Source organism: Streptomyces sp. NPDC016459, from assembly GCF_040632845.1.
Classification (GTDB): Bacteria; Actinomycetota; Actinomycetes; order Streptomycetales; family Streptomycetaceae; genus Streptomyces.
The window spans coordinates 375,689-389,073 of record NZ_JBEYCR010000004.1 but is presented as its reverse complement, the minus strand read 5'-3'; the positions used below and the strand labels follow the sequence as shown (position 1 = coordinate 389,073).

Annotated in this window: 14 protein-coding genes and 1 pseudogene; 11 read left to right on the top strand and 4 right to left on the bottom strand. The window is 74.0% G+C overall.

Annotation, left to right across the window (positions count from 1 at the left end; all coding sequences use genetic code 11):
• Positions 1-35: 35 nt before the first annotated feature.
• Together ABZ567_RS14195 and ABZ567_RS14190 are read left to right on the top strand one after the other, a co-directional pair.
• Positions 36-315: pseudogene (locus ABZ567_RS14195) on the top strand (oxidoreductase); the annotation flags it as partial.
• A gap of 75 nt (positions 316-390) precedes the next feature.
• On the top strand, positions 391-762 hold the full coding sequence (locus tag ABZ567_RS14190) for a VOC family protein (protein WP_360788513.1): 372 nt from the start codon (positions 391-393) through the stop codon (positions 760-762).
• Positions 763-802: 40 nt separating this feature from the next.
• Here ABZ567_RS14190 and ABZ567_RS14185 read toward each other — a convergent pair whose 3' ends face one another.
• Both ABZ567_RS14185 and ABZ567_RS14180 read right to left on the bottom strand, forming a co-directional pair.
• The gene (locus tag ABZ567_RS14185) at positions 803-1,669 is read right to left on the bottom strand and encodes an ABC transporter permease (protein WP_360788510.1); all 867 of its coding nucleotides are present in this window, start codon (positions 1,667-1,669) and stop codon (positions 803-805) included.
• Entirely contained in the window at positions 1,666-2,685 is a 1,020-nt protein-coding gene (locus tag ABZ567_RS14180; protein WP_360788507.1) for an ATP-binding cassette domain-containing protein, read from the bottom strand. The genes ABZ567_RS14185 and ABZ567_RS14180 overlap by 4 nt, the downstream gene beginning before the upstream one ends.
• Before the next feature lie 296 nt (positions 2,686-2,981).
• On the opposite strand from ABZ567_RS14180, the gene ABZ567_RS14175 reads away from it, so the two are divergent.
• Positions 2,982-3,554 carry a hypothetical protein gene (locus tag ABZ567_RS14175; RefSeq protein WP_360788505.1) on the top strand — a complete coding sequence of 191 codons (573 nt, stop codon included), beginning with the start codon at positions 2,982-2,984 and terminating at the stop codon, positions 3,552-3,554.
• Here the strand turns inward: ABZ567_RS14175 and ABZ567_RS14170 are convergent.
• A complete protein-coding gene (locus tag ABZ567_RS14170; protein WP_360788502.1) occupies positions 3,512-3,916 on the bottom strand; it encodes a hypothetical protein in 405 nt (134 codons plus the stop codon). The two genes, ABZ567_RS14175 and ABZ567_RS14170, sit on opposite strands and share 43 nt — an antisense overlap.
• 172 nt (positions 3,917-4,088) lie before the next feature.
• A complete protein-coding gene (locus ABZ567_RS14165; RefSeq protein ID WP_360788499.1) occupies positions 4,089-5,501 on the bottom strand; it encodes a PLP-dependent aminotransferase family protein in 1,413 nt (470 codons plus the stop codon).
• A gap of 75 nt (positions 5,502-5,576) precedes the next feature.
• On the opposite strand from ABZ567_RS14165, the gene ABZ567_RS14160 reads away from it, so the two are divergent.
• The 8 genes from ABZ567_RS14160 (at position 5,577) to ABZ567_RS14125 (ending at position 13,356) form a co-directional block, all read left to right on the top strand.
• Complete coding sequence (locus ABZ567_RS14160; RefSeq protein ID WP_360788496.1) at positions 5,577-6,434, top strand: alpha/beta hydrolase; 858 nt, start codon at positions 5,577-5,579, stop codon at positions 6,432-6,434.
• Between the two features lie 37 nt (positions 6,435-6,471).
• Positions 6,472-6,903 carry a hypothetical protein gene (locus ABZ567_RS14155; protein ID WP_360788493.1) on the top strand — a complete coding sequence of 144 codons (432 nt, stop codon included), beginning with the start codon at positions 6,472-6,474 and terminating at the stop codon, positions 6,901-6,903.
• A gap of 13 nt (positions 6,904-6,916) precedes the next feature.
• Positions 6,917-7,348 carry a hypothetical protein gene (locus ABZ567_RS14150; RefSeq protein ID WP_360788490.1) on the top strand — a complete coding sequence of 144 codons (432 nt, stop codon included), beginning with the start codon at positions 6,917-6,919 and terminating at the stop codon, positions 7,346-7,348.
• 5 nt (positions 7,349-7,353) lie between these two features.
• Complete coding sequence (locus ABZ567_RS14145; protein ID WP_360788487.1) at positions 7,354-8,379, top strand: endonuclease/exonuclease/phosphatase family protein; 1,026 nt, start codon at positions 7,354-7,356, stop codon at positions 8,377-8,379.
• A gap of 18 nt (positions 8,380-8,397) precedes the next feature.
• The gene (locus ABZ567_RS14140) at positions 8,398-8,634 is read left to right on the top strand and encodes a DUF2630 family protein (RefSeq protein WP_360788484.1); all 237 of its coding nucleotides are present in this window, start codon (positions 8,398-8,400) and stop codon (positions 8,632-8,634) included.
• A gap of 41 nt (positions 8,635-8,675) precedes the next feature.
• Positions 8,676-10,631 (top strand): FUSC family protein, encoded by a 1,956-nt coding sequence (locus ABZ567_RS14135; RefSeq protein ID WP_360788481.1) that lies wholly within the window; start codon positions 8,676-8,678, stop codon positions 10,629-10,631.
• A gap of 197 nt (positions 10,632-10,828) precedes the next feature.
• Positions 10,829-12,304 carry an APC family permease gene (locus ABZ567_RS14130; protein ID WP_360788479.1) on the top strand — a complete coding sequence of 492 codons (1,476 nt, stop codon included), beginning with the start codon at positions 10,829-10,831 and terminating at the stop codon, positions 12,302-12,304.
• A 62-nt stretch (positions 12,305-12,366) separates the two neighbouring features.
• Positions 12,367-13,356, top strand: coding sequence for a hypothetical protein (locus ABZ567_RS14125; RefSeq protein ID WP_360788477.1), 990 nt, complete (start codon positions 12,367-12,369; stop codon positions 13,354-13,356).
• Positions 13,357-13,385 lie beyond the last annotated feature (29 nt).

Here is a 13,385-nt window from a genome sequence, read left to right as displayed (position 1 = left end):
TACGGGAGGCCTCCGGACCGCTCGGAAGAGAGGATCGGAATACCCTGGTCCTGGACCACGCCCCGCGACCGCTCTTCGCCCACCTGCGGGCCCTCGTCGCGCCGACCGCCGTCTACGCGGCCTCGGAGGACCGGGGCTCGGGCGGGGACGACTGCACGGACGGGCTGCCGTCCCGCATCAACCGGGCAGGACGCGATAGTTCGCGGCAGGACGCGATAGTTCGCGGAGATGGTCGCGCCCCGGCCGGGCGGACGGGACGACGAGGAGGAGATCGTCCCCTTCGGACGCCAACTGGCCGACCTGCGCCTCGACTGACCGGAACCCGCGGCGAAGGCCCCTTCCCCCACCGGACACCATGCGCCCGGCCGCCACGGGGCGCAGAATGCCCCCATGGACATCAAGCTGGAGCTCATCGGCGTGCCCGTCAGCGACATCGACCGGGCCAAGGCCTTCTACGAGCGGGTGGGGTTCCACACCGACCACGACATCCCGGTCAGCGACACCATCCGCTTCGTCCAGATGACCCCGCCCGGCTCGGCTTGCTCGATCGCCTTCGGCAAGGGCATCACCGAGATGGCTCCGGGCTCCCTCGACAACATGCAGGTCGTCGTCACGGACGTCGAGGAGGCCCACCGCGAGCTCACCGCCCGGGGGATCGAGGTCAGCGGCATCGACGACCAGCCGTGGGGGTCGTTCGTGTACTTCGCCGACCCGGACGGCAACCGGTGGGCGGTCCAGCAGACCACCCCGCGAGGCCGGTGAGCGGGAGCCCGCGCGGTCGATGACGGCGTGCGGGCGGAGCCTACTTGCGGTTGTAGAGCCTCATCGTCACCGCGCCGAAGACGATGACGAGCACCGCCGACCACCCCAGCGACCAGGCGATGTCCGCCGCGGGCCAGTTCCCGGCCATCAACTCGCGTACGGCCGTCGCCAGATGGGTCACCGGGCTGTTGTTGACGAAGGCCTGGAGCCAGCCAGGCATGGTCTTCGGGTCGACGAAGACGTTGGACAGGAACGTCAGCGGGAAGATCACCATCATGCTGACGCCCATGACGGACTTCTCGCTGCGCAGCATCAGCCCGAACATGGTCCAGATCCACGAGAACGCGAAGGAGAACACCAGCAGCAGCGCCACCCCGAGCAGCACGCCGACGACCCCGCCGTCCGGCCGGTAGCCGATGATCATGCCGACCGTCAGCATCACGGCCGAGGCGATCAGATAGCGCACCACGTCGCCGAGGAGATAGCCGACCATCGGCGCGGGCCGCCAGATCGGCAGGGTGCGGAAGCGGTCGAAGACACCCTTCTCGATGTCCGTGTTGACCGAGACCCCCGTGTACATCGTGATCATCACGACGCTCATCACGAGGATGCCCGGCAGCAGGAACTGGATGTACTCCGAGACCGAGCCGGCCAGCGCGCCCCCGAAGAGGTACGTGTACATCAGCACCATCATGATCGGGAACGCCGTCACGTCGAACAGCTGCTCCGGCACGTGCTTGATCTTCAGCATGGCCCGCCAGCCGAAGGTCAGCGAAGCGGACAGCGCGCTGGGGCGCGGCGGCCGGGACCGCCCGACGAGCAGCGCCGCGAGTTCGTCCGCCTTCGGGGCGACGAAGTCGAGCGCGTCGGTCGGCTGCGTGTCCTTGCCGGTGGTGACGGTGGTCATGCCGTCGGTCCCTTCCGGTCGGTGGGGGTTCCCTCGTCCGAGCCGTCCGCGAGCCGCTCAGCCGGCCGGTCCGTCAGGGCCAGGAACACCTCGTCGAGGCTGGGCTGGCCGAGCGCGAAGTTGTCGACGGTGATCCCGGCCCGCGCCAGCTCGGCCAGGGCACGCGCGGCCTGTTCGGCGGCGCCGAGGTCCGTCCCGTGGCCGTTGACGGTGGCGGTGAGCGCGACCGGGTCCGGTTCGAGGGTGACGGCCGCCTTCAGCGCGCCCTGGAGGACCCGCTCGGCCTCGGGGCGCTGCTCGGGGTCCCGGAGGCGTACGTGCACGGAGCCCGAACCGACGGAGGCCTTCAGCTCGCCCTTCGTGCCCTCCGCGATCACCTTGCCGTGGTCGATGACGGCGATGCGGGAGGCCAGCTGGTCCGCCTCGTCCAGGTACTGGGTGGTCAGCAGGACGGTGGTGCCCTGGGCGACCACGGCGCGGACGATGTCCCAGACCTGGTTGCGGCTGCGCGGGTCGAGGCCCGTCGTCGGCTCGTCGAGGAAGAGCAGGTCGGGGGTGTTGAGGATGGACGCGGCGATGTCGATGCGGCGCCGCATGCCACCCGAGTAGTTCTTGATCTGCCGGTCGGCGGCGTCGGCGAGCCCGAACGCGGCGAGCAGCTGCGCGGAACGCTCGCGGGCGGCCACCCGCGTGTGGCCGAGCAGCCGGCCCAGCAGGACCAGGTTCTCGGTGCCGGTCAGGTCCTCGTCGACGGAGGCGTACTGGCCGGTGAGGCTCACCCGGCCGCGTACGGTGTCGGCGTCCTCGACGACGTCCTTCCCGAAGACACGGGCCCGGCCGCCGTCGGGGCGGAGGAGGGTGGCGAGCATCTTGACGGCGGTGGTCTTGCCGGCGCCGTTGGGCCCGAGGACGCCGTAGACGGTCCCGGCGGGCACGCGCAGGTCGACGCCGTCGACGGCGCGGTTCGTACCGAAGACCTTGACCAGGCCCTCGGTCTCGATGGCGAGGTCGGTCATACCGTTCCCCTCCGGGATCGGGGAGTACCTGCCTGCCAGTCTCCGTCACCCGCGCACGGATCGCCAGAGCGGAGAACGGCGCGCGGGGCGGTGGCAGCACCACGCCGGCCCGCGCGGAGCGCCCGAGCCGGAGAGCCGAGCGCGCGGCGATGGCGCCGTGTCGGTGCGTGGACCGGGAGAGCCGGGCCTACGGCGGTGGCGTCGCCGTGGGGTGGAGCCGGTCTCCCCCGGGCGGCGGAGGCGGACCGGCCGCCGGGGCGACGTCCCGGGCCGGGTCCCGGCGGGACGCTGGGCGCATGACACGCATCAAGGCCCTTCCCGACGTGCCCCGCTGGGCCGTCCTCGCCGCTCACGCCGTCCCCCTGGTCACCCTCCCGTCCGGCCTGTGGCGCCTCGCGCTCGTCGCGGGCCTTCCCGTCACCCAGGACGCCGAGCTCGGCGCGATGAGCGCGGGCGAGTCCGTGTACGTCGTGGCCCTCAGCGTCGTCTCCGAGCTGCTCGCCCTCCTCACCCTGGGGCTCGTGCGCTCCTGGGGCGAGGTCTTCCCCCGCTGGATGCCCTTCCTCGGCGGCCGCCGGGTGAACCCGGCGGCCGCGACGGGTGCGGCCCTCGCCGGGGTCGTGGGACTGTGCGCCCTCGCGGGCTGGGGCGTGTACGCCTCGTACGCGGACCTCGGCCCCGCCATTCCCGCCACCGCGGCCCAGGACGCCCTGCTGATCGCCTGCTACGCGCCCCTGGCCGCCTGGCCGGTGCTGCTCGCCGTCGTGGCGGTCGCCTACCACCGGCGCCGCCGTCCCGCCGGGGGGCGGCGCGGGACCCGGGGTGGTCAGTACGGCGCGGGCCGCCCCGCGGCGTCCTCGTGGGTGTAGAAGACGTAGAAGGCGGCGACCGCGTTGAGCCCGGCGGCGGCAAGGCCGAGGCCGCTCGACGACAGGACGCTGGCGCCGGACAGGCTGAAGAGGAAACCGACCGCGATGCCGGTCAGAGCCCCCCAGGCGGCCGCCCGCAGCTCGCGGGGCAGGGCGCGGCCGTGGCGGTGGAGGGTGTGGATCCCGACGGCGAGGACGGCGGCCGAGACGAGGCCGAGCCACAGCTGCCCCAGAGTGGTGGGGCCGCCGTGGCGCGCCACGGTCGACGCGTAGAGGCCGTACAGGACGCCGATGGTGACCGGGGCGCCCCAGCCGCGCGTGTCGAACCGGCGCCGGGCGGGTACCGCTGCGTGTGCGGCCATGACGGGAGCTCCTTCGGGTCTCGTCCCCCTGCTGCTTTCCGCACCCTCCAGGGCACACCCGCGCCCGGCGCCCCGCAAGTGGATCAGGCGGCGGGCCGTACGGCGACGGCGCCGATCTCGAAGAGCATCCCGGGCAGGGCGAGTGCCGCGACCCCGCCGAGGGTCCGGGCGGTCATGGCTGTCCGTTCCCTCCGGAGGGTCCGAAGGGTCCGGAACGTGCGGAGGGCGCGGATCGTACGGGGCGATCGGAACGTACGGAGCCTGTGTCCGCCGCGAGCGCGGCCAGGCGGGCGAGGGCCTCGTCGAGGACCGGGTGCGGCGGGGAGGCGAGGCCGATCCGGATCGCGTCCGGGGCCGTGCCCGTCCCGACGGCGAAGGCGCCGCCCGGGGTGACCGCCACGCCCGCGCGTGCGGCGGCGGCCGTGAAGGTCTCCGCCCGCCAGGGCGCGGGCAGTTCCCACCAGCAGTAGTAGGCGCAGGGGGAGGTCCGCAGGGCCTGCCCGGCGAGCCGCCGTCGGACCAGGGCGTGCCGGGCCTCCGCGTCCGCCCGTTTCGCCGCGACCGCCTCGGCGACCGTGCCGTCCCCGGCCCAGCGGGTGGCGGCGGCGAGCGCGAGGCCGCCGGTCGTCCAGGCGCCGGACCGCAGGGCCTCCGCGACCGCCGCCCGCAGCCGGCCGGGCACCACGAGGTAGCCGACGGTCAGGCCGGGGGCGAGCCGTTTGGAGAGGCTGTCGACGAGGAGGACCCGCTCGGGTGCGTGCGCGGCGAGCGGGGCGGGCGCGTCCGGCACGAGGAAGGCCCAGGTGGTGTCCTCGACGGCCGTGAGGTCCAGGCTCCGCAGCAGCTCGGCCAGTTCGGCCCGGCGGCCCTCCCCGGCGGTCGAGCAGAGCGGGTTGTGGAGGGTCGGCTGGAGGTAGACGGCGGTCAGCGGCGCCGCCCGGTGGGCCGCCGCGAGCGCCTCGGGCCGTACCCCCTCGGCGTCGAGTGCGAGCGGTACGAGCCGGATGCCGAGGCGCTCGGCCACCGCCTTCACCAGGGGATACGTGAGTGCCTCGACGCCCAGGCGGCCGCCGGGCGGGACGAGTGCGCAGAGCGCGCCGGCGATGGCCTGGCGCCCGTTCCCGGCGAAGAGGACGCTCGCGGGGTCCGGTGCCCAGCCGGGTCGGGCGAGGACGGCGGCCGCCGCCTCGCGGGCCTCCGGGGTGCCGGTGGCGGCGGCGGGCCGGGAGACGGCCTCGGCCAGGACGTCGGGGCGGCCGAGGGCGGCGAGGGCGCGGGCCATCAGTTCCGACTGGCCTTCGAAGCCGGGGTAGTTGAGCTGGAGGTCGACGGGCGCGGTCCCGGTGGCCTCGGCGAGCGCGGGTCCCGGCAGCGGGGGCGCGGCCCGGACGAAGGTGCCGCGTCCGACCTCGCCGACGACCAGGCCCCGGCGCGCGAGCTCCCCGTACACGCGGATCGCCGTCGAGTTCGCGATGCCGTGGCGCCGGGCGAAGACCCGCTGCGGCGGCAGCCGGTCGCCGGGGCGCAGCCGTCCGTCACGTACGGCCGCCTCGACGCGGTCCGCGATCCTGCGGTACTCCTCCACGGCCACCCTCCCCGTATTGCACCGAGAGCAAAGATCTTATTGCACCGAGCAGTTGGGGCTGCCTAGCCTGCGGCCATGCCCGTCTCCACGACAGCCCACGCCGAGACCTTCTACGAGGACCGGGGCACCGGACCCGTCCTCCTCCTCGTCCACGGCCACCCCTTCGACCACACCATGTGGCGGCCACAGATCGACCGCTTCTCCCGGACGCACCGGGTGATCGCCCCGGACCTGCGCGGCTACGGCGCCACACCCCTCGGCGCGCACCCCGGAGCCACCCGCCCGGACTCCGCCTACCCCGGCTCCGCCCTCCCCGACGCCCCCGCCCGCCGCTCCACCGCCCTCGGCGTCTTCGCGGAGGACCTCGTCGCGCTCCTCGACGACCTGGACGTCGACGACTGCGTCCTCGCCGGGCTCTCCATGGGCGGCCAGATCGCCATGGAGCTGTACCGCAGCCATCCCGGACGCGTCCGCGGTCTCGTCCTCGCCGACACCTTCCCCGCCGCCGAGACCGACGAGGGCAGGGCCGCCCGGAACGCCATGGCCGACCGGCTCCTGCGGGAAGGCATGCGCGGATACGCCGACGAGGTACTGGACCGGATGGTCGCCCCGTACAACACCCATGCGGCGCCCCACGTCCACCGCATGATGTGCGCCACCGACCCCGTCGCCGCTGCCGCCGCCCTGCGCGGCCGGGCCGAGCGCCCCGACTACCGGGAGACGCTCACCACCGTGTCCGTGCCCGCGCTCGTCGTCGTCGGCCGGGACGACACGTACACCCCGGTCGCCGACGCGGAGGAGATGCAGGCACTCCTGCCCCACGCCACGCTCACCGTCGTCGAACGGGCCGCGCACCTGCCCAACCTGGAGCGGCCCGAGGAGTTCGACGCCGCACTGGAGAATTACCTCCACTCACTCGTACGGCCCAACTGAAGGTTCGCCGACGCGCGAACGCTCCGACGATGGGGCCATGAGCCAGAACACGGCACCACACCGCAAGCAGCACTCCTCCTCCGCCGCCTGGGCGGCCGGCGGCACGGTCTTCGCCGGCGTCCTGATGCTGATCACCGGCATCATGGACATCCTCCAGGGCATCGCCGGCATCGCCAAGGACGACGTCTACGCCCGCGTCGGCGACTACGTCTTCAAGTTCAACCTGACCACCTGGGGCTGGATCCACCTCATCCTCGGCGTCGTCCTCGTCATCGTCGGCTACGGCATCCTCAAGGGCGCCGAATGGGGCCGGGTCACCGGCATCGCGCTCGCCTCCCTCAACGTGCTCCTCCACTTCCTCTTCCTGCCGTACCAGCCGTGGTGGGCACTCTTCTCCATGGCCGTCTCGATCTTCGTGATCTGGGCGCTGGCCGCCAACGACGACTACGGCCGCGACGCGAGAATGTGAGGAACGGCCGGTCATGAGACGCACCACGGCCACCGCCCTGGCCCTCGCCGCGAGCACGGCCCTCGCCCTCACCGGCTGCGACACCGTCGCGGACAAGGCGGGCGAGGTCGTCTCCTCCGCCACCGCGGCCGCCGCGTCCGCCGCCCAGGACCGGATGAACGAGGTCAAGGACGGGGTGAACGCCACCGGCGACGTCACCGCCGGACCGACGAGGACCGACGGCGACCGCACGGTCGCCGAGATCACCGCGACCAACCCGAAGGGGAAGGACGCCGACTACACGGTCATGGTCACCTTCCGCGACGGCGAGGGGAACCTCCTCGACACGGTCGTCCTCAGCATCGACGGCGTCCCGCCCGGGGCGCCCAAGACCGGCACCGCACGCAGCAACCGGACCCTGTCGGGCGAGACCACGGCGGAGATCGGCCAGGCGCTGCGACACTGAGGGGCGTGGACCGAGCCCCTGCCGTCGCGCCCGAAGAACAGCCGCCCGTCACCAGCGCGGCCCCCGCGCCGCCACCCCCGCGGCCCAGGCACCTCCTCGGCGCCTGGGCCGCGGGGCTGCTCCTGGTGGGACCGGCCCTGCTCATCGGCTGCCGCGTCCTCGACAAGGACGGGATCACGCCCGTACCGCAGCTGCTCTCCCTGCTGCCCTGGTTCGCCGTGCCGGCCGCCCTCGCCGTGCTCCTCGCCGCCGTCGTCCGGCACCGCGCCCTCACCTGCACCGCCGTCGTCGTCCTCACCGCCACCGTCTGGGCGTCCCTGCCCCACACGCCGCAGCTCGTCACCGCCCATGGGCTGCCGCTGGCCCAGGTCCGCGTACTCGCCGCCAACGTCGAGTTCGGCCAGGCCACCGGGGCCCTGACCGAGACGATCCGGCGCGAGCGGCCCCAGCTGGTCTTCGTCTCCGAATGCGACCGGGCCTGCGGGCGCGCCCTCACCGCCGCCCTCGCGACCGAACTGCCCCACCGGGCCTCCGTCGACGCCGAGGGCTCCGTAGGCTCCGTCCTGCTGAGCGCCTACCCGCTCAGCGACCACCGGGTGATCCCGGCGGTCATGGGCATGCCGGGCGCCACGGCGACGATCGCCGGCGTCCCCGTACGCCTGCAGCTCGCCCACCCGCTGCCGCCGATGCCGGGCCAGGTGCGGCTGTGGAAGGCGGAACTCCGCCGGATCGAGAACGCCGCCGCCGGCCACACCGGCCCGCTCCTCGTCGCCGGGGACTTCAACGCCTCCCAGGACCACGCGGCCTTCCGCTCGATCCTGGAGACCGGGCACCTCCAGGACGCCGCCCGCCTCGCGGAGGAGAGCCGCACGCCGACCTGGCCCATGGAAGGGCCCCTGCCGCCGTTCGTCCAGATCGACCACGTCCTGGTCAGCGAGGACTTCAGCGTCCGGGGCGTCCGCTTCCTCGACCTCCCGGGCTCCGACCACCGGGCCGTCCTCACCGACCTCGACCTGCGCGGCGAGCGCTGATCGGCCACGCTGGAAGACATGGACAACGAGGAGATCCTGGACGACATCGGCGCCCTCGTCGAGGAGGAACGCGCCCTGCGGCAGCGCACGGGCGGTCTCCTCCCCGAAGAACGCACCCGCCTGGCCGAGGTCGAAGTACGCCTCGACCAGTGCTGGGACCTGCTGCGGCAGCGACGCGCGAAGGAGGAGTTCGGCGAGGACCCGGACACGGCCGCCCTCCGCCCGGCCGCGGAAGTGGAGTCCTACCGCAACTGACCCGCCCACGGGCCGCCGGGCGGGGACAGTACGTTGGGGCCATGGCTCGACCCGCAGGATCCGTACGGCTCTCCCCGCCCGCCTGGCTCACCGCAGGCCTCAAGCCCGCCCCCGCGCCGATCCCCTGGGCCGCCGCCCTCCGCGCCGCCGTCGCCCTCGCCGCGCCGCTCGCCGTCGGGCTGGCCGCCGGGCACCCGGCGTACGGGGCGCTCGTGTCGATGGGCGCGCTGTCCGGCGTCATCGGCGACACCGCCGACGCCTACCGGATGCGGGTCTTCAACATCGCCGTGCCGCAGCTCTTCGGCGCCGTCGGCGTCACCCTCGGCACCCTCGTCTTCGGGCACGGCTGGCTCGCGGTCGCCGCCCTCACCCTGGTCGCGCTCGTCTCAGGGATGATCTCCTCGATCGGCGCGGTCGCCTCCGTCTCCGGGCTGCTCCTGCTCCTCAACGCCGTCGTCGGCGCCGGACTGCCCATGCCAGACCCCTGGTGGACGGCGCCGCTCCTCCTCACCCTCGGCGGGCTCTTCGTCCTCGTCCTCACCCTCCTCGGCTGGCCGCTGCGCCGCGCGGCCCCCGAGCGCGCCGCCGTCGCCGCGACCTACCGGGCCGTCGCCGAGCTGTACGAGGCGACCGGCACAGCCGCGTACGACGACAAGCGGCACGCCGTCACCGCGTCCCTCAACCACGCCTACGACCTGATCCTGGCCCGCCGCGCCCGCCAGCACGGCCGCTCGCCGTCCCTGGTGCGGTTGCTCGCCCAGCTGAACGTCGTCATCCCGCTGGCCGAGGCGGCGCCCGCCGGGCATCTGCGCGCCCGGTTGTACGGCCCGCTGTCGCCCACGATCCCGGCGACCGTACGGGAGCTCGCCGACGCCGTCGAGGAGGGCCGTACGGGGACGCCCGTACTCGATCTGCCGACCCCGGAGCGGCCCGCCGAGAAGGCCGTCGACCACGCCCTGCGGCACGCCGCCGCCGTCGTCCACAAGGCGGAACCCGACGTCCACAACGTGGACGACCGGCTCGGGAAACCCGCCGCGCTCCGGGTCCGGGCCCGCCGCGCCACCCGCTCCGTGCTGCTCTCCGGGGCCTCCTGGCGGTACGGGCTGCGCCTCGCGCTCTGCATCGGACTCGCCCAGGCGCTGGTCTCACTGATCGCCGTACCCCGCTCGTACTGGGTCGCGCTCACCGTCACCTTCGTCCTGAAGCCCGACTTCGGCTCGGTGTTCTCCCGGGCCGTGCTCCGGGCCCTCGGCACCGCCGCCGGACTCCTCCTCGCCGCCCTCGTCCTCGCGGAGGTGCCCCGCGGCTTCTGGGACGTCCCCGTGATGTGCGCCCTCGCGGCCCTCATCCCGGCCTTCTCCGCGAAGGGGTACGCCTTCCAGACCGCGGCCATCACCCCGGTGATCCTGCTGCTCTCCGACACCCTCAACCAGCAGGGCTTCGGCCTGGTCATGCCCCGCCTGTACGACTCGCTCATCGGCTGCGGGATCACCCTGATCGCCGGCTACCTCCTCTGGCCCGAGTCCTGGCACACCCGGATCGGGGACCGGCTCGCCGACGCCGTCGCCGACACCGCCGCCTACGTGGCCCTCGCCTTCGCGGACGGCGCGGACGGCCAGGGCGCGCGACTGCGGGCCCGGCGGAAGCTGTACCGGGACCTGTCCACCGTCCGCTCCGAGTTCCAGCGCGCCCTGACCGAGCCCCCGCCCACCGGCGCCCGCGCCGCCGCCTGGTGGCCGCTGGTCGTCGCCGTCGAGCGGATCGTGGACGCGACGACGGCCGCCCGGCTCCGCGTCGACCACGGCGCCCCCGACCCCGACCGGGCCGAGGTCACGGCCGTGGAGGGAGAACTGCGCGAACTCGCGGACGCGCTGCGGGAGACGGACACCCTGGTGGAGGTCCGCACGGAGCTCCTCGGCGACGAGACCGGAGTCCTGGAACCGCTCCGCCAGGAGGTCCGCGCGGCCCGCGCCATCGCCGGTCCCGACCTGCGGTAAACCCTTTCCCCGGGGCGTACGGGAGGACTTACCGGCGGTCACCGAACGGAACCCTCCCCACCGCCGTTACCGGAAGCCACCCGGGCGACTACGATGCGCTCGATCTCACCGTGATCCGCGCCCGCCGCCGTCGGCAACCGGCCCGGCGGACGGGCCACTTCGACCTGCCTCACCCCCCGCGCCCCGAGGACCCCGCCATGCGCACCACCACCAACAGAGGGCTCCAGCCCAATGTCCTCGGCACCTTCGACACGATCGTGATGGCCGTCGCCGGCAGCGCCCCCGCCTACTCGCTGGCCGCGACCACCGCCGTGCTCTTCGGCGCCGTCGGCTTCGCCGGTCCCGCGGCCCTGCTGTACTGCGCGATACCGATGCTCGGCATCGTCCTCGCGTACGCCCGCCTCGGCCGGATCGACGTCAACGCGGGCGCGGGCTACTCCTGGGTGGGCCGCACCCTGCACCCCTTCCTCGGCTTCCTCTCCGGCTGGGCGCTGGTCTTCGCCGCGACCGTCTTCATGGTGGCCGGTTCGCTGCCCGCGGGCTCCCTCACGCTCTCCCTGATCGACCCCGACCTCGCGGACGACACGCCGCTCGCCGCCGCCGTGGGCGCCGGCTGGTTCCTGATGATGCTCCTCGTCGTCCTGGGCGGCGCAAGGCTCACCGTGCGCGCCCAACTGATCATGTCGGGCGTCGAGATGCTGATCCTGGTCGGGTTCGTCCTGGCGGCGGTCGCGCACCGGGGGCGGGCGACCGCCTTCGACTGGTCCTGGTTCGGGCTCGGCCAGTTCGAGGGCCCGCAGGGCTTCGCCGCGGGCGCCCTGATCGCCGCGTTCTACTACTGGGGCTGGGACGTCACCAGCAACCTCAGCGAGGAGACCCGGAACAGCCGGCGCACCGCCGGGCTCGCCGCGCTCGTCGGCGTCGGTTTCGTCTTCGTCCTCTTCGAGGCCTTCACCGTCGCCGTGAACGTCCTGCTCACCGCCGAGGAGATCCGCACCGCGGGACCCAACGTCCTCGCCGTCCTCGGCCAGGAGATCTGGCCGGGCGTCGGCGGCAAGCTCCTCGTCGTGGCCGTCGTCCTGTCGACCGTCGCCACCCTGGAGACCACGCTCCTCCAGGTCACCCGCTCGCTCTTCGCGATGGGCCGCGACCGGACCCTGCCCGCCGCGCTCGGCACCGTGCACCCCCGCTGGAACACCCCCTGGGTCGCCGTCGCCGCCGTCGGTGGCGCCGCCCTGCTGATGTTCGCCGCCGCCGCGGCCGCCGGCTCCGTCCAGCAGATCCTCAGCGACGCGGTCTCCGCGATCGGCCTCCAGATCGCCTTCTACTACGGCCTCGCGGGCATCGCCGCGGTCGTCGCCTACAAGTCGGTCCTCTTCCGCTCCGCACGGAACCTGGTCCTCGGCGGCCTCTGGCCGCTGCTCGGCTCCGCGTTCATGCTGTGGGCCTTCGTCGAATCGCTCGGCGAACTCTCCACGACCGCCCTCACGATCGGCCTCGGCGGCCTGCTCCTCGGTGTGGTCCCGCTGCTCGTCTACTGGCGGAAGGGCAGCGACTACTACCGCCCGGCCCGCCTGGACGCGGCCCGCGCGATGGCCGCGACGGAGGACTGGGGTCCGGCCACGCGTGCGCGTACGGGCACGCGGGACAAGAGCTACGCGACGGACTTCTGAACACCCACCGCCTCTCAGCACCCACGACTTCTGACGGCAGCCGAACCCGAAGGAGGCCCCCGATGGCCGTACGCCGTCGTTCCACGCGCGCCGCGCGTGCGGAGCGCTTCGCGCCCGACTTCGACCCGGACTTCGGGGACCGCGCGCTGACCGAGGCGCGCCACGACATCGTCATCGGCCGCTGGCAGGGCGTACGCGACCTGCTCGCCGCCACGGGCGACCACTGGGCGCGCCGCACCCACCGGCTGCGGCTCCTGTCGCACGCCGCCGCCGGCAGTTCCACCGTGGAGGCCTGGCGGGCCGCCGAACCGGGCAACCCCGACGCCGCCGTGCTGCGGGCGGCCACCGAGGTGGTACGGGTCTTCGACGCGGCCATCGCGGCCGGCCGGGGCGCCGCCGTGGAGCGGGGCCGGGTCGACGCCGCCGTCGACGCCTGCCGTGGCGCTGCGGAGGCGGCGCCCGCCGACCCGATGCCGTGGGTGGCGCTGCTCTCGGTGGCGCGACTGTACGAGGGCGGGGTGCCGCGCCGGGAACTGCGGCACTGGTTCGACGAGTTGCGGCGCCGTGACCCGTACAACACGGAGGGGCACATCCAGGTGCTGCGCTACTGGTCGGCGCGGTGGCACGGGACCCACGGCAGCATGTACGACTTCGCCCGCGACGCGGCGGGCGTGGCACCGCCCGGCTCCCCGCTGCCCGTCCTGGTGCAGGTGGCGCGGGTCGAGGAGTACCGGTACATCGCGGACGGGGCGCTGGGGCGGGGCCCGGTGCGCGGCTTCGACCAGCACTGGAAGCACGAGCTCGCGGTCACCGAACTGCGGCGCACCCACGCCCGCTGGATCGGCGGCCGGGACGCGGGGACACCGGTGGCACCCGAGGAGGTCGGGGACCTCAACTTCCTGGCGCACGCCGCCTGCTACGCGGGCCAGGTAGACATCGCCCGCGAACTGCTCGGGATGCTGGGCACGCGGGCGGCGTGGGTGCCGTGGGCGTACACCGGGGAGCCGAAGGAGCAGTTCGTACGGTTCAGGGAGGGCCTGGGGGTGGAGTGAGGCCGGAGTGAGGCCGGAGTGAGGCCTCC

Excerpts from the sequence above, each read along its gene's own strand:
- ABZ567_RS14140 (WP_360788484.1), top strand. The coding sequence starts at position 8,398 with ATGGACAACGAGGAGATCCTGGACGACATCGGCGCCCTCGTCGAGGAG.
- ABZ567_RS14185 (WP_360788510.1), bottom strand. The coding sequence starts at position 1,669 with ATGACCACCGTCACCACCGGCAAGGACACGCAGCCGACCGACGCGCTC.
- ABZ567_RS14150 (WP_360788490.1), top strand. The coding sequence starts at position 6,917 with ATGAGACGCACCACGGCCACCGCCCTGGCCCTCGCCGCGAGCACGGCC.
- ABZ567_RS14135 (WP_360788481.1), top strand. The coding sequence starts at position 8,676 with ATGGCTCGACCCGCAGGATCCGTACGGCTCTCCCCGCCCGCCTGGCTC.
- ABZ567_RS14170 (WP_360788502.1), bottom strand. The coding sequence starts at position 3,916 with ATGGCCGCACACGCAGCGGTACCCGCCCGGCGCCGGTTCGACACGCGC.
- ABZ567_RS14130 (WP_360788479.1), top strand. The coding sequence starts at position 10,829 with ATGCGCACCACCACCAACAGAGGGCTCCAGCCCAATGTCCTCGGCACC.
- ABZ567_RS14125 (WP_360788477.1), top strand. The coding sequence starts at position 12,367 with ATGGCCGTACGCCGTCGTTCCACGCGCGCCGCGCGTGCGGAGCGCTTC.
- ABZ567_RS14155 (WP_360788493.1), top strand. The coding sequence starts at position 6,472 with ATGAGCCAGAACACGGCACCACACCGCAAGCAGCACTCCTCCTCCGCC.
- ABZ567_RS14175 (WP_360788505.1), top strand. The coding sequence starts at position 2,982 with ATGACACGCATCAAGGCCCTTCCCGACGTGCCCCGCTGGGCCGTCCTC.
- ABZ567_RS14180 (WP_360788507.1), bottom strand. The coding sequence starts at position 2,685 with ATGACCGACCTCGCCATCGAGACCGAGGGCCTGGTCAAGGTCTTCGGT.
- ABZ567_RS14190 (WP_360788513.1), top strand. The coding sequence starts at position 391 with ATGGACATCAAGCTGGAGCTCATCGGCGTGCCCGTCAGCGACATCGAC.
- ABZ567_RS14160 (WP_360788496.1), top strand. The coding sequence starts at position 5,577 with ATGCCCGTCTCCACGACAGCCCACGCCGAGACCTTCTACGAGGACCGG.